This is a genomic window from Shewanella sp. NFH-SH190041 (assembly GCF_024363255.1).
GTDB lineage: Bacteria > Pseudomonadota > Gammaproteobacteria > Enterobacterales > Shewanellaceae > Shewanella.
The window spans coordinates 1447864-1465956 of sequence record NZ_AP026070.1; the positions used below are offsets into that span (position 1 = coordinate 1447864).

Consider the following 18093-nt stretch of genomic DNA (forward strand, 5'->3'; position numbering starts at 1 on the left):
CAGGGAGGAAGTATGGGAGTTGATCTGCTCAATATTGCCCGCAGCGGTGTAATGTCATCTCAGTCTCAGTTGGGGGTGACCGGGCACAATATTGCCAATGTGAATACCGAGGGGTATCACCGCCAAGTGGCACAGCAAAGTGCTCAGCAGTCCCAGCGCATTGCCGGCAATTTTTATGGCACTGGCACATATGTGAGTGAAGTAAAGCGAATTTACAACGATTATGCCGCCCGCGAATTGCAAATCGGCCAATCGGCCATGAGTCAGGCGCAATTGCGGCAAAATAAACTCTCAGAGCTGGATCAACTCTATGCTACCGCGGGGCAGGCAATACCAGCGGCATTGGCCGATATGTATGCGGATTTGGCCGGGCTAGCAGATCAACCCGATGATACCGGCTTGCGGACGAGTGTACTGAATGCGGCAGGACAACTGGCGGATTCGGTTAATCAGATGTATGCCGGTCTGGACGGGCATTTAGGGCAGATTAACAGTCAAATCAGCAGCATTACCGGACGCATTAATGATATTGGTGCTGAGCTAGCCAATCTTAATCGGGCGTTGAGTCAGTCCGGCGGTGAGGATATGGCATTGCTGGATGAGCAGTCGATGCTGATCCAAGAGTTAAGCCAGTATGCTGTGGTTAACGTGATTGCTGAAGCTGGTGGCAGTAAAAGTATTATGCTCGGTGGCTCGGCGATGTTGGTCTCAGCCCAGAGTGCGCAACAATTAACCGTTGCAGATGGTGAGATTTTCCCAAACCAAACTCAATTGGCTATTTCCCTTGGTGATACTCGTCAGCAAATCAATGGCCTGCATATGGGCGGCGAGTTAGGGGCATTATTTGAGCTGCGAGATCAATCCTTGCTGCCCGCTATGGCAGAGCTTGATTTATTGGCATTGGGATTAGCGGATACGTTTAACCGGCAACAGGCCCAAGGACTGGATTTAACCGGCCAGGTGGGGCAAAACCTGTTCCATGATCTCAATGATGCGGTAATGAGTGCTGGGCGCATTGCACCAATGCCACAAAATGGCGGTAATGGCGCAATATCGGTGCAGGTAAGTGATAGTCATCAACTGACCGGTGATGAGTTTATGTTGGCCTACACCGCGCCGAGCAGTTATAGCCTGACAAACAATAATACCGGGGCGGTCACACCGTTAACCCTTACCGGCTCGCGTTTAATTGGCGCTGGAGGCTTTGAGCTTAGTATTGATGCCGGTACTGTGGCTGATGGCGACCGCTTTATCATTCGTCCCAGTGCTGGCGCCGCTGCGGGGCTTGGGGTCGCACTGCAGCAGGCCAGTGGACTTGCCGCTGCCAGCGCGGTGCTCACACCCGATCCGGCCAATGGTGGGGATATCAGCCTATCACTTGCTGCCATATTGGATCGTAATGCCCCCAACTTTCCTCATCAGGGCGCGCCGTTGACCTTTGCGATTGATACCGCTGCTAACCAATACCAGGTGTTTGATGCCACAGGAACCCCTCTTGGTGGCGTTACCGGGTTTACGCCGCCTGCTATCAATGCCTATGGCATGCAGCTTGAAGTGTCTTCCGTTGCCGGGGTGACAGAGCGTTTTACGCTGGATTTAACCTTGGCAAGTGGTGATAACACCAATGCCTTAGCGATGGCCCGGCTAAATGAAGCGCGTCCCATGCTTAATGGTCGCGTGGGGTTTACCGCACTGTTTGAGCAAAGTAAGCAAGATCTCGGTAGTCAGGCCCGTGGGGCACAAATCCAAGCTGAAGCGGCAGAGGCTATTTTTCAGCAGGTCCAGACTCGATCGGACAGTTTATCCGGGGTGAACCTGGATGAAGAGGCTGCCAATCTAATGCGTTTTCAGCAGGCATATCAGGCATCTGCACGAATTATGACCACGTCGCAGCAGATTTTTGATGCGTTGATAAGCTCGCTGCGATAGGAGGCTGAATGCGGATTTCAACATCTCAGTTATTTGATCAGGGTGTCAGTGGTGTGTTGCGCAAACAAAGCAGTACAGCACAGATGCTTGAGAAACTTTCCAGTGGTAAGCAGGTGGAGACGGCGGCAGATGATCCGGTCGCGGCAATTGGGATTGATCGGCTAAAACAACAAAATGCATTGGCCGATCAGTTTTTAAAAAACATTGATTACGCTACCACTCGCCTTGGATTAGCCGAGTCAAAACTGGGGCTGGCTGAAACGGCGGCCATGGCGTTTCGGGACAAAATTTTGCAGGCAGTCAATGGCACCTTAGGGGATGCCCAGCGGCAAATGCTTGCCGATGATATGCAGGGAACTTTGGATGAGCTTACCAGTATTGCCAATAGCCAAGATGAGGCTGGTCATTTTATCTTTGCTGGGTTTAATAATGAAAATCAACCATTTGAAACTAATGCTGCTGGCACAGTGACATATCTTGGTGACAGTGGTGAACGGCAGGCAGCCATCGCGGGCGCCGTGGTACTCAGTACCAATATTCCTGGCGATAAAGCTTTTATGCTGGCACCGAATGGTCAGGGCGAATATGCCGCGACATATCATGCTGGGCAACAAGGGGATTTTTATTTACAGCGAACCGAAATTATGAATCCGGCTTTGGCTACCGGCAGTGATTACCGGTTGGATTTTCTCGATGACGGCGGCGGTGGGATTACCCTAGAAGTGCGTGATGCGAGCAATACGCTGATCAGTACTGTAACCAACTTTGACAGTGTTAACCCCATCAATTTTGCCGGTCTGGAGCTGCAGCTTAGCGGCTCTGTCGCTGCTGGTGATAGTGTGGATATCACTCCTCGCAGCCATGTCAGTATTTTTGACACCTTCTCTCAAGCCATTGCGCTGCTATCTAGCGATAACGTGAATACGGCTGCTGGTCAGGCTGAATTGGCACAGATCTTGGTTAATACCGATGCAGGGCTGAACCAACTCAGTATTGCCAGGGGGGAGGCCGGCAACAGTTTAAAGCGGCTGGAAAACTATTCTGCCCGGCATGAAGAAGAGCAGGTGGTGAACAGTGGGGCGCTGTCGATGCTGGAAGATTTGGATTATGCCGCTGCGATTTCTGAGTTTGAGAAACAGCAGCTGGCACTGAATGCCGTTGCCAATGTCTTTGGCCAAGTTGGATCGGTGTCTTTGTTTGATTATCTTCGTTAGTTGCTCGCCAACTGATAGATGCCATATGAGCCAAGTGTGATCTGGCCCGGGCAAGCAGAAAAAGGAGTTCAATATGGCGATTACCGTCAATACCAATGTGACCTCAATGAAGGCGCAGAAAAATTTGGCGCAGTCCAACAGTAATCTGGCGGTGTCGATGGAACGACTCTCCAGCGGGCTGCGGATTAACAGTGCCAAAGATGATGCTGCCGGTCTGGCCATTTCTAATCGCTTGAATAGTCAGGTACGAGGCTTAGAGGTCGGTATGCGCAATGCCAATGATGCGATATCTATTGCGCAAATTGCTGAAGGGGCGATGCAGGAGCAGACCAATATGCTGCAACGCATGCGGGATCTGTCAGTGCAAGCGAACAATGGCGCTAACAGCACTGCAGATTGGCAAGCATTGCAAAATGAGTTAGATGAATTAAAAGCAGAAATTACGGCAATTGGCCAAAGTACGGCTTTTGGTAATACCCATTTAATGCGAGGGGGTTTCTCTGCGGGTAAGGCCTTCCAAGTAGGGCATCAGGAAGGGGAAGATGTCAATATTGTGATTAATACCAATAATGCCAGTTCTCTGGCCGTTAGTGCCTTATCTGTGACCACAGTATCAGGACGGGATGCGGCCATTGGGTTAGTGGATGCGGCAATTAACAATATTGATGGGCAGCGAGCAAAGCTCGGGGCGGTACAGAATCGCTTGGCACACAATATCAGTAACAGTGCCAATACTCAGGCAAATGTTGCCGATGCTAAAAGCCGAATTGTGGATGTGGACTTTGCCAAAGCTACGGCTGAAATGACCAAACAACAGGTATTATCCCAAACTGGCTCAGCGATGTTAGCACAGGCCAATCAGTTACCCCAGATAGCCCTTTCATTGCTGGGGTAGGGATAAAATTAGTGTTTATTGAGTTGGTTTTTGTTTGCTATTTAATGTTTATAGTATTGATTTCATGTGCTTTTTGTTTTTGAAGGCCGCAGTTTAAAAAAGCGCTAAAGTTCATTGTGATAAGGCCGTTAAAGTTACTGTAACGAGAAAGACCCGCCTGGCTTACCCGAAAGACAGGCAAGTGTTTAAGCCAGGTTTGTAATGAGGACATAATTATGGCGATTACAGTAAATACTAACGTGACGTCACTGAAGGCGCAGAAGAATCTGACCATGTCGAATAATCATTTGGCAACCTCTATGGAGCGTCTGTCCAGTGGTTTAAGAATTAACAGTGCTAAGGATGATGTTGCTGGTCTGTCAATTTCTAACCGTCTTAACAGTCAGGTGCGGGGGTTGGAAGTTGGCATGCGAAATGCCAATGATGCGATCTCTATCGCGCAGATTTCTGAAGGGGCGATGCAGGAACAGACCAGTATGTTGCAGCGGATGCGGGATTTGGCGGTGCAGGCCGAAAATGGCTCTAATAGCAGCGCGGATCTCTCAGCATTGAAAGCTGAGATGGATCAGTTGGCGCTAGAGATTACTGCTATTGGGAATACCACCGCATTTGGTAACACCAAATTGCTTAATGGTGATTTTGCCTCCGGTAAACAATTTCAGGTGGGGCACCAGGAAGGTGAAGATGTCACCATTACCGTTGCAAAAACTGACTCAAGTGCATTAGCCGTGAATACGCTAGATATTACTGGAGCATCAGGCCGTAACACAGCTATTGCTGCCATTGATAACGCGATTAAGACAATTGATACCCAGCGAGCAGCGCTTGGTGCCATGCAGAATCGTCTTGGTCACAACATCAGCAATAGTGCTAATACCCAAGCTAATGTTGCTGATGCTAAGAGCCGGATTGTGGATGTGGACTTTGCCAAAGAGACCTCGGCAATGACTAAGATGCAGGTACTGCAACAGACGGGTTCAGCCATGTTAGCCCAGGCTAATCAGTTGCCTCAGATTGCTTTGTCACTGCTGTAATGGTTCATACCGGAATATTGCCGGCTGATGGACGCTGACATGTTATGTCACACAATCAGCATGGCAATCTGGTGATGAGTACAATCATAACCGGTTGAGGTGAAAAACAGTTATGGATATGAATGTGACGGCATCTTCCGCAGTGGTGAAACTGGACTTGAATAACGCCAGTCATAAAAGTGGCGCGGAACGAAACAGTGAGCTAGCAAAAAATCAGTTGATTAACGCACCTGAAGAGGCAAAAGAAGCCCCTGAAACAGAGCGGCAGCCAACACCAGAGAAAATGCAGGAGTTGGCTTCCAAGATGTCAGATATGATGTCGATGATGCGCAAGGGATTGGCTTTTCGGGTGGATGATACATCAGGAAAATCCGTTGTTAGCGTGATGGATGTCGAGTCTGGTGAGCTTATTCGTCAGATCCCCAGTGAAGAGGCGCTTGAGTTAGCGACCAAGCTAACCGAAGTCACTGGGCTGCTGATGAAAACAGAAGCCTGACAATTACTGAGGTTGATATGGCACTAACGGCAACAGGCATTGGCTCCGGTCTTGATATTACCAACATTGTGAATGTGTTGGTGGATGCTGAAAAACTGCCTAAAGAGGCGGCGTTTAATAAGGCCGAAGACAGTATTAAGGCCAAAGTCTCTGCCATTGGCTCGTTAAAAAGTGACCTATCAGCTTTTCAGACTGCACTGGCTAAGCTGGCTGATGGTACTGGATTGGAATCCCGTAAAGTGGAAACGGGGGATAGTCAGTATTTCACCGCTACGGCAGATAAAAAAGCGCAGTCGGGTACCTACAATATCCAAGTGACACAGTTGGCCCAAGCTCATAAAGTGGCCGGCAGTGCTGTTGCGGATCAGACGCTGGCGGTAGGGGAAGGGACACTGGCATTTACCGTGACAGGAAGCAGCTTTAATGTCGCAGTGGCTGGCACTGATAATCTCGTTGATATTGCAGCCAAAATTAATGAGGCACCTGATAATAGTGGCGTTACAGCTACTGTGATTACTAGTGATGCCGGCAGCCGTTTGGTATTCAGTGCGGATAATACTGGGGTGGATAACCAGATTAGTGTGACCGCGACAGATACGACAGGTGCCGGACTTGGCAATATGTTCAATGGGGGGGCGTTAACCCAGTTAACTGCACCGGCCAATGCCATTGTGTCTATCGATAATCAGCAGGTGACGTCTCAGAGCAATCGGGTCTCTGGTGCGATTACCGGGGTGACATTGGATTTAACACAAGCGGGTAGTAATCAGACCGGGATGCTGAAGATTAGCCGGGATACTGAGACGGTTAAAAACAATCTTACCGAGTTTGTTGATGCCTATAACAAGCTGATGACCTCGGTAGAAACGTTATCAGGTTATAAACCTGACAGTGACCGGCCATTGCAGGGAGATGCCATGGTAAGGTCATTAGCATCTCAAGTGCGCAATATGGTCAGCGATCGGGTTGATCAAGCTGGTGGCGGCAGTATCGGCTTGTTTGATATTGGCATCAGCGTTGATCGCTTTGGCACTATGACGGTCAATAACAGCACCTTAGATACGGCGCTGGCAGATAATATGACTGGGGTAGAGCAGCTATTTTCTACTCCTGTGACGGGACTGGGCAATCGACTGGATGCGTTGGCTGAAGAGTATGTTAAAACCGGTGGTGTATTAGATAGCCGCGATTCTATTTTAAGCGGAGAGCAGCGACGGTTGGATGATCAAAAGTTAGTTTTTTCACGCAAAATGGAGCAGTTAGAAGCAAGATTGCTTAAACAATTCAATGCGATGGACTTGGTGGTGGCGAGCCTAAATCAACAAAGTACCGGCCTTGCTGAGCGGCTCAATTCTTTGCCTGGCGTATTGGGCCGGTGAGTTATCGGTATTGGCAGGCAACAGTTTGGCATATTTTTAAAGGATTATTCCGATTTATCTTTGTGTGGAGGCCATCAATATGTCTGCGATGACTGAGCTTACTGAGACTATGTTAGGAGAGACTCAGCACGTTGAAATTAAGATTGAAGGCGGTTTTGCTCAGGCAGATAAATTGCTCGAGCTTGTTAATCGATTAGCCGATTTACCGGCAGAAGATCCTTGTGCTGATGGTTTAGTTGAGGAGATTGCTGAGCTGATTGTACAGCGGCAAATGTTTATTGATTCCATTCTGGCAGATGATTGCGCCGGACAAAATGCTGAGCTTATTCGCGCATTATTGGATGAAACCCAGGCATTAACGTATCAGTGTCAACCATTACTGGCACACCGTCAGGCATTACTCCATCTCGGTCACAGGCATAAACAACAAGTCTCCATTTATAAAACCATAGATGCTAACAGGTAGGTACAATATGAGAGGATCACTGCGTTCATACCGCAAAGTATCACTGGACAGTGAAATTGCAATTGCTTCCCCCCATCGGATTATCCAGTTGATGTTTTCCGGTGCATTAGAACGATTGGCACAAAGCCGCTATGCCATTGAGCAGGGCGATGTTGTTAACAAGGGCATTTTTATCGGCAAGGCTATCGGCATAATCAACGGTTTGAATAATAGTTTAAACATGGAAGATGGCGGGGAAATCGCTATAAATCTCAATGCACTATATGATTTTTTGCTGCGTCGTATTTCAGAGGCGAATATGAATAATGATGCACGTGCCATTGATGATGTGATGGATATTTTACGAACCTTAAAAGAAGGATGGGATGCCATTCCTGCCGATAAACATTATTTAACTACCCAAAATGAGGCAGTTTGATGCATCTTAGGCGCAAGGATTTAAAAGGCGCAGTTGTTGCGCCTTTTTGACATCTGACGGGTAATTGACACGGAATGTACAATAGCTTGGTTAAATTCAACTATCCTTAGTTAGGATTGCATAAAAATGCTCTGACACTTGCTTCCGGGGCCTTGATAATTCAATATGCCCACTGGTAAAAAACCAGAACAGGATGCATAACCTGACTGTCTGGGGTGACAGAGTAAATAAAGATGACAATCAATGCTTTTTTACCCGATAACAACGCTTCACGGCCTACTGAATGATGCACACAGAACAACGAATTTTACTTGTCTCCAAGGCGTCAGAGCGTATTACTCGCTTGTCATGTATTTTTGAGTTTTTGGGTGAGGATTTTGAGATTATCCCACCTGAGACCCTAACTTCACATCTTGCCCATACCCGATTTCGGGCAGTGGTACTCTCTTTGGCGTTTATTGAGATGGAGCAGGCCAAATCACTGGCGGCTCAATATCCTTGGCAACCCTTTTTAATTTTAGGGGAGCCTCACTCCGTACTCGCGGCCAATATTATTGGTCGTATTGATGAGCCATTTAATTATCCGCAATTAACCGAATTACTTCATTTTTGTCAGGTGTTTGGTCAGGCCAAACGAGCAGATATCCCAACGAGTGGTAACCAGACTAAGTTATTTCGCAGTTTGGTTGGCCGCAGTCAAGGTATTGCCAATGTTCGCCATTTAATCAGCCAGGTTGCTAGCTCAGATGCTACCGTCTTAGTGCTTGGGCAGTCTGGTACCGGCAAAGAGGTCGTCGCTCGCAATATTCATTATCTTTCTTCACGCCGGGAAGGCCCCTTTATTCCAGTTAACTGTGGCGCGATCCCCCCTGAGTTACTGGAAAGTGAGCTGTTTGGTCATGAAAAAGGTTCATTTACAGGAGCCATTAGTGCTCGTAAAGGCCGTTTTGAATTGGCTGAGGGTGGCACTTTATTTCTGGATGAAATTGGCGATATGCCATTGCAGATGCAGGTGAAATTACTGCGAGTGTTGCAGGAGCGGGTCTTCGAGCGGGTGGGCGGCACCAAAACCTTGCAGGCAGATGTCCGCGTTGTCGCTGCGACGCATCGGGATTTGGAGCAGATGATTGCGCAAAACCTGTTCCGGGAAGATCTGTATTACCGTTTGAATGTGTTTCCCATTGAAATGCCGTCATTATGTGAACGTAGTGAAGATATTCCTTTGCTGCTGCAAGAGTTGGTCAGCCGAGTCTATAACGAAGGGCGTGGCAAAGTGCGGTTTACCCAGCGTGCGATTGATTCTCTTAAAGAGCACCGTTGGACTGGCAATGTTCGTGAACTGTCTAACCTGATAGAGCGACTCAGTATTCTTTATCCGGGTGGCTTGGTCGATGTGAACGATCTGCCGATGAAATACCGACATATTGATGTACCGGAATATCAGGTGGAGATCAGTGAAGCGCAACAGGAACGAGATGCGCTGGCGGCCGTATTCAGTGATGAAAATCCGGTAGAGTTACCTGAGGGGCGCTACCCCAATGAATTGCCTCCGGAAGGATTGAACCTGAAAGATTTGCTGGCGGAAATGGAGATAGACATGATCCGTCAAGCCCTAGAGCAGCAAGATAATGTGGTGGCTAGGGCGGCAGAAATGTTGGGGATCCGACGTACAACCCTAGTGGAGAAAATGCGTAAGTACGGGATGAGTAAAGAATAAATCTGTCATAGCTAGCTTAACTAGTCATTGGCACAGTCAATGCATCACTCAGTTACAGGTATTTTTTTGACGAGGTGATGATGTTGGCAGAACCACTGCAATCACCGACCGGGGGCTATCTCCCCGGTTCGGTTTCCCATCGCGCCAATCAGGCGGCGACTCTTAGCTGCCAGGTTGATGACCTGCTTCAGGCGATGCCATCCGGTATTGTGCTTATCGATGAAACTGGCTTGGTGACCCATGCTAATCCTGTTGCCCTTGACTTGCTTGGCGAGCCTTTAACCGGTCAGCGCTGGCGCGATATTATTACCCGTGCTTTTGCGCCTCAGGATGATGATGGTCATGAGGTCTCACTGCAAAATGGGCGTCGAGTAAAATTGGCGATGACCCCATTAACGGCAAATCAAGGGCAGATGATTGTGTTAACGGATCTGACTGAGACGCGGTTACTGCAGAAAAATCTGGCCCATCTGCAACGTTTGTCAGCATTGGGAAAAATGGTGGCATCTCTAGCACACCAGGTGCGCACCCCATTGTCTGCCGCGCTATTGTACGCATCAAACCTTGCCAGTCCGGCGTTATCTCAACATGCCCGGGATAAATTTCAGCACAAATTAATTGATCGACTCAATGACCTAGAGCAACAGGTCAATGACATGCTATTGATGGCCAGAGGTCGTCAGGATGCGATGGCTGAGCCATTAACCTTAGGGGATATTTGTACCCGGGTGCAGGAAAACTGTGAAGCCATACTTAATCGCCGTAACGTCGTATTAACCCTAGATAATACCAGTCAGGGGTATTTGCTGGGCAATAGCTCTGCACTGAGCTCTGCGGTGGGCAATCTGGTGATAAATAGCCTGGAAGCCGGCGCTGATCAGATAGCGTTGGTGGGGCGGCAATCGGAAAATCAATTACAACTGTCGGTACGGGATAATGGCAGTGGTCTGTCAGCGCAATTACAGCAAAAAGTTCTCGAGCCTTTTTTTACCACGAAATCTCAAGGGACTGGATTGGGGTTAGCTGTGGTGCAGTCTGTGGTGCACCAGCATGGCGGCAGTTTGACACTGAACTGTGAGGCTGATGTTGGTTGTGTTGTTACGGTAGCACTGCCGTGTCAGGGCGCCTATATGCCCTCTGAGGTGCAACACAGTGATTTGATGGAGGATGCATGATGGCTGAAGCACGGATTTTATTAGTAGAAGACGATAATGCTCTACGGGAAGCACTGCTTGATACGCTGCAATTGGCTCAGTATGAATGTATGCAGGTCAGCTGCGCTGAAGATGCGGTGGTGGCGCTGAAAAATGCCGCATTTGATATGGTGATAAGTGATGTGCAGATGCCGGGTATTGGTGGCATCGCGCTGCTGGAGCATATGCAACAGTATTACCCCAAAATCCCAGTATTGCTGATGACCGCCTATGCCACGGTACATAAAGCGGTTAGTGCCATTAAACTCGGCGCGGTGGATTATCTTGCCAAACCCTTTGCTCCTGAAGTGCTGCTGAATCAGGTGAGCCGTTACCTGTTGCCGGTACAGGATACCTGTCAGCCTGTGGTGGCTGATGAAAAAAGTCAGGCTTTATTGACGCTGGCTCAACGGGTTGCCAACTCGGACGCCTCTGTGATGATCACAGGTCCCAGTGGCAGTGGTAAAGAGGTACTGGCTCGTTTTATCCATCAGCACAGTTGTCGAAATCAGGCTCCGTTTGTAGCCATTAATTGTGCTGCTATTCCGGAAAATATGCTCGAAGCAACCTTGTTTGGTTATGAAAAAGGAGCATTTACCGGTGCTTACCAAGCCTGTCCGGGAAAATTTGAACAAGCTCAGGGGGGGACGCTGCTGCTAGATGAAATCTCGGAAATGGATTTAGCGTTACAGGCAAAATTATTGCGGGTACTGCAGGAGCGTGAAGTCGAGCGGCTGGGTGGGCGTAAAACCATCAAATTGGATGTGCGGGTTTTGGCTACCTCTAACAGGGACTTAAAAGCCATGGCGGAGGCGGGTAAATTCCGTGAGGATCTTTATTACCGTATCAATGTGTTTCCGTTGGCTTGGCCTGCATTACATCAGCGGCCTAAGGATATTTTACCTCTGGCAGAGTTTTTACTGCAGCGTCATGGTCATCATTCCGGCGTGACACCAGTACCACAGCTTGATGATACAGCCCGGCGCCGTTTACTGAGTCACAGGTGGCCGGGTAATGTGCGTGAGCTAGATAATGTGATGCATCGCGCCATGATTTTAGCTACAGCTGGGGTCATTACTGCTGATGATATTATCCTTGACTCAACTGCCGCGGGCATACCTAATGAACCAGAACAAAGCCAGATAATGGATGAGCCTGAAGGGCTGGGACGAGAGTTACAAGCTCAGGAGCATGTGATTATTTTGGAAACTCTGGCTCAGTGTCAGGGGAGCCGTAAACTGGTGGCAGAAAAACTGGGAATAAGCGCTCGAACCCTGAGATATAAGATGGCTAAAATGCGGGATATGGGGATTGCTATTCCCGGTTGAAGCTTGCTGGCGGGTATATCCTGCGAGATGGTTCGGGCTAATTAGCTTCTCTTCTCTGGTCTGAATATTACTTCAACCAAACAGCAGCTTAGGGCTGCTGTTTTACTGTTAACTCAAGTAGCCCGGTTTCTGCTCTGTTCGCTGTACTGTCACTAATTACGTGATAAATCTTATTTTTATTCCTTCTGTTTATCTCTCTTCATTCGTCTTCATCTGCTATTTCCTCTGTCGGTGGCCGGGAGTGGCAGACTCTTTGCATTGTTAAGCTTAAATGGCCTGTTATAGGTCAAGATTCTGACTACAGGAGGTTGCAATGCAATTGGGAACGAATCCATTGCTGGCAGAGATGCAGGTGTTGAAAGGAGAAGTGGCTCCCAGTGCCGGTATTGCCGCGAATCCCATACAGCAGATCAATAATCACAGTGGTGAAGATTTCGGTGCCCTGTTAGCCCAAGCCGTTGGCCAAGTCAGCCAGTTGCAGTCTCACTCCGCGCAAATGGCGACTGCATTAGAGCTGGGGGATCCTACCGTGACATTATCCGATACCGTGATTGCGCGGGAAAAAGCCAGTGTTGCTTTTGAAGCCACAGTGCAGGTCCGCAATAAGCTGGTGGAAGCCTACAAAGAAATTATGAGTATGCCGGTATAACTGGCTGTCATAACTGAGTTAACGGAGTAGCACGGTGAGCACAGAGATGGTAGTGGGCGAAAGTGGTGTGGTCACCACTGATGAGGGTGGGACTGTCCAGGAAAATAAATCCGGTTTGGCAGGGCTTGGCAGTGTGGATGTTTTGCGCCAGCTCGCAATGGTTCTGGCGTTAGCAATCTGTCTGGCGGTGGCGGTATTTATTATGTTTTGGGCTCAGGAGCCGGATTATCGGCCACTGGGGAAAATGAATACCGAGCAGATGGTGTCGGTGCTCGATGTGCTGGATAAACACCGTATTGATTATCAGCTGGATCTTGATGTGGTGAAGGTGCCGGATGATAAATATCAGGATGTGAAAATGTTGCTATCCCGTGAGGGAGTCGAAGCAACTGATAATCAGGAAGATTACCTTAGTAAAGATTCTGGGTTTGGGGTTAGCCAGCGGATGGAGCAGGCCCGGCTGAAAGCCAGTCAGGAGATGAATCTTGCCCGGGCGATTGCCGAGCTGAACAGTGTTAACCGGGCCAAGGTGATTTTAGCACTACCAAAAGAAAATGTGTTTTCCCGTCACCGTTCTAAACCCAGTGCCACCGTGGTGTTGACGACCCGTCGAGCCGGGTTAGAGCAGGGGGAAGTGGATGCTGTGGTCGACATTGTCGCTTCTGCTGTTGATGGTATGGAACCCAGTCGAGTGACGGTGACTGATGCCCATGGTCGGCTGTTAAATTCCGGTTCCCAAAGTGGGGTCTCTGCCCGCGCTCGGCGAGAGCAGGAACTCGTTCAGCAAAAAGAAGCGGAATATCGCGCCAAGATTGAATCGATTTTGATCCCGATTCTGGGCCCAGAAAATTTTACCTCCCAAGTGGATGTTAATCTGGATTTTACTGCGGTTGAGCAAACGGCCAAACGTTATAACCCAGATTTGCCAGCACTGCGCAGTGAGATGACGGTGGAAAACAGCTCCAGTACCGGCTCAGCGGGGGGCATTCCCGGTGCATTAACCAATCAACCGCCAATGGCGTCCACTATACCTGAACAGGTCGACGAAAAGGAAACCGCTGCGAATAGCAGTGGCTCGCGCCATAAAGAAGCCACGCGCAATTATGAATTGGATACGGTTATTAGTCATACCCGACAGCAGGTTGGCACATTACGCCGGGTTAGTGTGTCTGTTGCTGTGGATTTTAAACCTGGACCAGAAGGTGAAAATGGTGAAATTACCCGGGTACCACGTACTGCAGAAGAGATGGCAAATATCCGCCGTTTGCTGGAAGGGGCGATTGGTTTTAGTGCGGAGCGGGGGGATGCCATTGAGGTGGTAACAGTGCCTTTTATGGATCAACTGATCGAAGCCGCCCCTGAGCCACCATTATGGGAGCAACCCTGGTTTTGGCGCACAGTAAAATTAGCGATAGGCACATTAGTTATTTTGGTCCTGATCCTGACGGTGATCCGTCCTATGTTGCGTCGATTGATGAGTCCTCAGTCAGCCGAATTGCCGCCAGAGCCGGCTTTGGGTAATGAGTTGGCGGAGATAGAAGATCAATATGCTGCGGATACGCTTGGTATGCTGAAACAGGCTGAGGCGGAATACTCTTACGCTGATGATGGCTCGATTCAAATTCCAGATTTGCATAAAGATGATGACATGATCAAATCCATCAGAGCTTTGGTGGCGAATGAACCCGAACTGTCCACTCAGGTGGTAAAAGGATGGCTGGCAGAAAATGGCTGAGGCAAATAAAGATGGGGGCAACCCCAAAGAGAAATTTAAGGTTAGTGATCTATCCGGGGTGGAAAAAACGGCCATTTTGCTGCTGAGTCTCAGTGAGTCTGATGCTGCATCCATAATGAAATATCTGGAGCCTAAGCAGGTGCAGAAAGTTGGGATGGCCATGGCCGGAATGAAGGACTTTGGGCAGGAAAAGCTGATTGCTGTTCATCGTTTGTTTCTGGATGAAATTCAAAAATATTCCAATATCGGGTTTAACAGTGAGGAGTTTGTCCGCAAGGCGCTGACGGTGGCGCTGGGTGAGGATAAAGCCGGAAACTTAATCGAGCAGATTGTGATGGGCGGTGGAGCTAGAGGGTTAGAGTCATTGAAGTGGATGGATGCCCGGCAGGTTACCACCATTATTCAAAATGAACACCCTCAGATCCAAACTATTGTGCTGTCATATTTAGAGCCAGATCAGGCCGCGGAGATTTTCTCTCAGTTCCCGGAAAACACTCGCTTGGATTTGCTGATGCGGATTGCCAATCTGGAAGAGGTACAACCGGCGGCGCTGCAGGAGCTGAACGATATTATGGAGAAACAGTTTGCCGGTCAGGGAGGCGCGCAGGCCGCTAAGATGGGCGGCATGCAGTCGGCCGCCAGCATTATGAATTATCTTGATACGGCATTGGAAAATCAGCTGATGGAAAATATGCGTGAAGCTGATGAGGATATGGCGCAGCAAATCCAGGATTTGATGTTTGTATTTGATAATTTGATTGATGTAGATGACAGAGGCATTCAAGCGCTACTGCGGGATGTGCAGCAAGAAGTATTGATGAAGGCTCTGAAAGGGGCTGATGATGCGCTGCAGGATAAGATCCTCAGTAATATGTCGAAACGAGCGGCTGATATGTTGCGTGACGATTTGGCGGCGATGGGGCCTATCCGGATCAGCGATGTGGAGGTGGCACAAAAAGATATTCTGGCGGTTGCCCGGCGTCTGTCTGAGTCCGGCGAAATCATGTTAGGTGGAGGCGGCGGTGACAAGTTCTTGTGATCAAACCTCTGATAGTGAAAATGGTGTGGAACATGATGTCAACACAGCGATAGCGGCAACTGACACGTCAAGTGAAACTACTGATTTCAGCCATTGGCAATTACCGGATATTTCTGCTGAGAGGCCACATAGTAGCAGTGATGTTTTTGGTCGCCGGGGAGAGGATTGTAGCGTAAATCGAGATGGCGGACAGGTGATGCCGCCGACCTTAGCCGAGATTGAGCAGATCCGTCAGGCCGCGGAGCAGGAAGGTTTTAGCCAGGGGCAAGAACAAGGCTACCAAGCGGGCTTTGCTCAGGGGCAAGAAACTGGTCAGTCAGAAGGTTTTAATGTTGGTCAAGCGCAGGGACAACAGGCCGGTTATGACGCGGGGTTTGCCCAAGGCCAGGCAGCTGCTCAGACGTTGTCAGCAATAGCGGCGCAGTTAGCTGAGCCGTTGGCACTTTTGGATAGTGAAATCGAGGTTGAGCTACTACAGCTGACCCAAGCATTGACTCGCGCTGTGGTTGGTCATGAGTTGACCACTCATCCTAAGCATATATTAGCTGTATTGCGCCAAGGTATCGCAGCTTTGCCATTGCAACGGCGGGACATTCATTTGCGATTACATCCGGATGACGCGGCATTAGTGCGCGGTGCATATTCTGCCGAGCAGTTATCTCGCTTGCAGTGGGATATTGAGCCAGCGCCTGAGTTAACCCGTGGTGGCTGTGAAATCAGGGCTCAGCGCGCTTGCGTTGATGTCACCCTGCAGACGCGATTAAGTCAGGCCCTTGCTGATGTTACGGCAAAAACGGACGTTTTAAACCAACAGGCACCATTAGCTGAGGAAGATGACACGGCCTCTGAAACAGGTGATAGCGCTGCTGAAAATCATGGTTCTGATGATTCGGTTGTGGGCGATATCAGCAGTGCACCTGAAACAACTGATAAACGACAAGACAATATCACTATGTCTGATAGTGATGAAAATGTGTCAATGACTGCAGAAGCAGAAGCAGAAGCAGAAGCAGAAGCAGAAGCAGAAGCAGAAGCAGAAGCAGAAGCAGAAGACATGGGGCATGGGGCTGATGAGTCTACTGAAGATGACAATTCAGCGAAGCCGGAGGGCGGCGATGAGTGAGCATCAGGCCCCGAATCATGATGCTGTTACGGCGGCACTGGTGACAGATATCTCAGATTCAGCAGATAGCGAGCAGCAACCTACAGCAGCATCAGTATTACCACAGTCGTCAGATGGCACATTATGTCTGGATATCGAGCAGAGGCGGCAACAGCTAAAACAACTGTTACACCGATTATATCCAGATAGCGCAGCTATGCGGCCAGTTGCCAGTGGGCAACTGCTGCGGGTGGTTGGGTTAACGCTGGAAGCCAGTGGTTGCCGCGCGGCGGTAGGCACTTTGTGCGCGATTGAAACCGATCATGGCGAGTTGATTGCTGAGGTGGTTGGTTTTGATGATGAACTGTTATATCTGATGCCGGTTGAGGAGTTGCGTGGCGTACAGCCCGGTGCAAGAGTAACGCCGCTTGGTGAACGAAATGGGCTTGCAGTTGGTGATGCGTTGCTTGGGCGGGTGTTGGATGGCAATGGTCAACCATTGGATGGTCTTGGCCCTTTATTGACCCGTGAAACGGTGGCGCGTCAGGTTGAGGCGATTAATCCGCTAGCCAGACGGGCAATTTGCCAACCGCTGGATGTCGGGGTGCGGGCAATCAATACCATGCTGACGGTTGGTCAGGGTCAGCGTATGGGGCTGTTTGCCGGCTCCGGGGTGGGTAAAAGTGTGCTGCTAGGCATGATGACTCGGGGAACCCAGGCTGACATTGTTGTGGTGGGGCTCGTGGGTGAACGGGGGCGGGAAGTAAAAGAATTCATCGATGAAATCTTAGGTGAGCAGGGGCGAAGTCGCGCTGTCGTTGTGGCGGCTCCTGCCGATACCTCCCCTCTGATGCGGCTGCGCGCCTGTGAAACGGCTACTCGGATTGCGGAATACTTTCGTGACTGTGGTTACAGCGTGCTGTTATTGATGGATAGTTTGACCCGTTATGCTCAAGCACAGCGGGAAATTGCGTTAGCTGTTGGGGAGCCGCCAGCAACCAAAGGCTACCCACCCTCAGTATTTGCCCGGCTTCCAAAACTCGTGGAGCGTGCCGGTAATGGCAGTAATACTCAGGGGGCCATTACCGCTTTTTATACAGTGCTGACAGAGGGGGATGATTTACAGGACCCTATTGCCGATGCTGCGCGGGCCATTTTAGATGGTCATATTGTCTTGTCTCGCGCTTTGGCCGATGCCGGGCATTATCCAGCGATTGATATTGAGGCTTCAATAAGCCGGGTTGCCCCTATGGTGGTACCGGCTGGTCATCTTGAGGCGATGCGACAGGTTAAGCAGCTCTATTCTCGCTATCAACAGAATCGTGAATTAATTGCCATTGGTGCTTATGCCCAGGGCAGTGATCCTCGGTTAGATAATGCCATCAGATTACAACCGGCTATGGAGGCATTTTTATGTCAGCAGTTTGGGGAGTCGGTTTCTTTTGAACTCAGTCAGCAGATGTTACTGCAGCTGGCGGCACAATGTGCCAGTTAGGCGA

Annotated in this window: 16 protein-coding genes; all 16 read left to right on the top strand. The window is 49.4% G+C overall.

Features of this window, described 5'->3' with window-relative positions; translation table 11 throughout:
- Window positions 1–12 precede the first annotated feature (12 nt).
- The 16 genes from flgK to fliI all read left to right on the top strand — a co-directional run bounded on the left by flgK (window position 13) and on the right by fliI (window position 18089).
- The gene (flgK, locus tag NFHSH190041_RS06385; protein ID WP_261924433.1) at window positions 13–1929 is read left to right on the top strand and encodes a flagellar hook-associated protein FlgK; all 1917 of its coding nucleotides are present in this window, start codon (window positions 13–15) and stop codon (window positions 1927–1929) included.
- A gap of 8 nt (window positions 1930–1937) precedes the next feature.
- Entirely contained in the window at window positions 1938–3143 is a 1206-nt protein-coding gene (flgL, locus tag NFHSH190041_RS06390) for a flagellar hook-associated protein FlgL (RefSeq protein ID WP_261924434.1), read from the top strand.
- Window positions 3144–3216: 73 nt separating this feature from the next.
- Entirely contained in the window at window positions 3217–4038 is an 822-nt protein-coding gene (locus NFHSH190041_RS06395) for a flagellin (RefSeq protein ID WP_261924435.1), read from the top strand.
- 215 nt (window positions 4039–4253) lie between these two features.
- A complete protein-coding gene (locus tag NFHSH190041_RS06400) occupies window positions 4254–5072 on the top strand; it encodes a flagellin (protein WP_261924436.1) in 819 nt (272 codons plus the stop codon).
- A gap of 112 nt (window positions 5073–5184) precedes the next feature.
- The gene (locus NFHSH190041_RS06405) at window positions 5185–5568 is read left to right on the top strand and encodes a flagellar protein FlaG (protein ID WP_261924437.1); all 384 of its coding nucleotides are present in this window, start codon (window positions 5185–5187) and stop codon (window positions 5566–5568) included.
- A 17-nt stretch (window positions 5569–5585) separates the two neighbouring features.
- Window positions 5586–6947 (top strand): flagellar filament capping protein FliD, encoded by a 1362-nt coding sequence (gene fliD / locus NFHSH190041_RS06410; RefSeq protein WP_261924438.1) that lies wholly within the window; start codon window positions 5586–5588, stop codon window positions 6945–6947.
- Between the two features lie 79 nt (window positions 6948–7026).
- Window positions 7027–7413, top strand: a complete 387-nt coding sequence (locus tag NFHSH190041_RS06415; protein ID WP_261924439.1) for a flagella biosynthesis chaperone for FliD, FliT — start codon at window positions 7027–7029, stop codon at window positions 7411–7413.
- Between the two features lie 7 nt (window positions 7414–7420).
- A complete protein-coding gene (fliS, locus tag NFHSH190041_RS06420) occupies window positions 7421–7831 on the top strand; it encodes a flagellar export chaperone FliS (RefSeq protein WP_261924440.1) in 411 nt (136 codons plus the stop codon).
- 283 nt (window positions 7832–8114) lie between these two features.
- Window positions 8115–9548: a sigma-54 dependent transcriptional regulator gene (locus NFHSH190041_RS06425; protein ID WP_315972973.1), complete on the top strand. Its 1434-nt coding sequence runs from the start codon at window positions 8115–8117 to the stop codon at window positions 9546–9548.
- 80 nt (window positions 9549–9628) lie between these two features.
- On the top strand, window positions 9629–10723 hold the full coding sequence (locus NFHSH190041_RS06430; RefSeq protein WP_261925064.1) for a sensor histidine kinase: 1095 nt from the start codon (window positions 9629–9631) through the stop codon (window positions 10721–10723).
- A complete protein-coding gene (locus NFHSH190041_RS06435) occupies window positions 10723–12069 on the top strand; it encodes a sigma-54-dependent transcriptional regulator (protein WP_261925065.1) in 1347 nt (448 codons plus the stop codon). The genes NFHSH190041_RS06430 and NFHSH190041_RS06435 overlap by 1 nt, the downstream gene beginning before the upstream one ends.
- A gap of 313 nt (window positions 12070–12382) precedes the next feature.
- Entirely contained in the window at window positions 12383–12718 is a 336-nt protein-coding gene (gene fliE / locus NFHSH190041_RS06440) for a flagellar hook-basal body complex protein FliE (RefSeq protein WP_261924441.1), read from the top strand.
- Between the two features lie 46 nt (window positions 12719–12764).
- The gene (gene fliF / locus NFHSH190041_RS06445; RefSeq protein ID WP_261925066.1) at window positions 12765–14453 is read left to right on the top strand and encodes a flagellar basal-body MS-ring/collar protein FliF; all 1689 of its coding nucleotides are present in this window, start codon (window positions 12765–12767) and stop codon (window positions 14451–14453) included.
- On the top strand, window positions 14446–15492 hold the full coding sequence (gene fliG / locus NFHSH190041_RS06450) for a flagellar motor switch protein FliG (RefSeq protein WP_261924442.1): 1047 nt from the start codon (window positions 14446–14448) through the stop codon (window positions 15490–15492). The genes fliF and fliG overlap by 8 nt, the downstream gene beginning before the upstream one ends.
- Window positions 15476–16615 (top strand): flagellar assembly protein FliH, encoded by a 1140-nt coding sequence (locus NFHSH190041_RS06455; RefSeq protein WP_261924443.1) that lies wholly within the window; start codon window positions 15476–15478, stop codon window positions 16613–16615. Before fliG ends, NFHSH190041_RS06455 begins: the two co-directional genes overlap by 17 nt.
- A gap of 196 nt (window positions 16616–16811) precedes the next feature.
- Window positions 16812–18089, top strand: a complete 1278-nt coding sequence (gene fliI, locus NFHSH190041_RS06460; protein WP_261925067.1) for a flagellar protein export ATPase FliI — start codon at window positions 16812–16814, stop codon at window positions 18087–18089.
- Window positions 18090–18093: the final 4 nt, after the last annotated feature.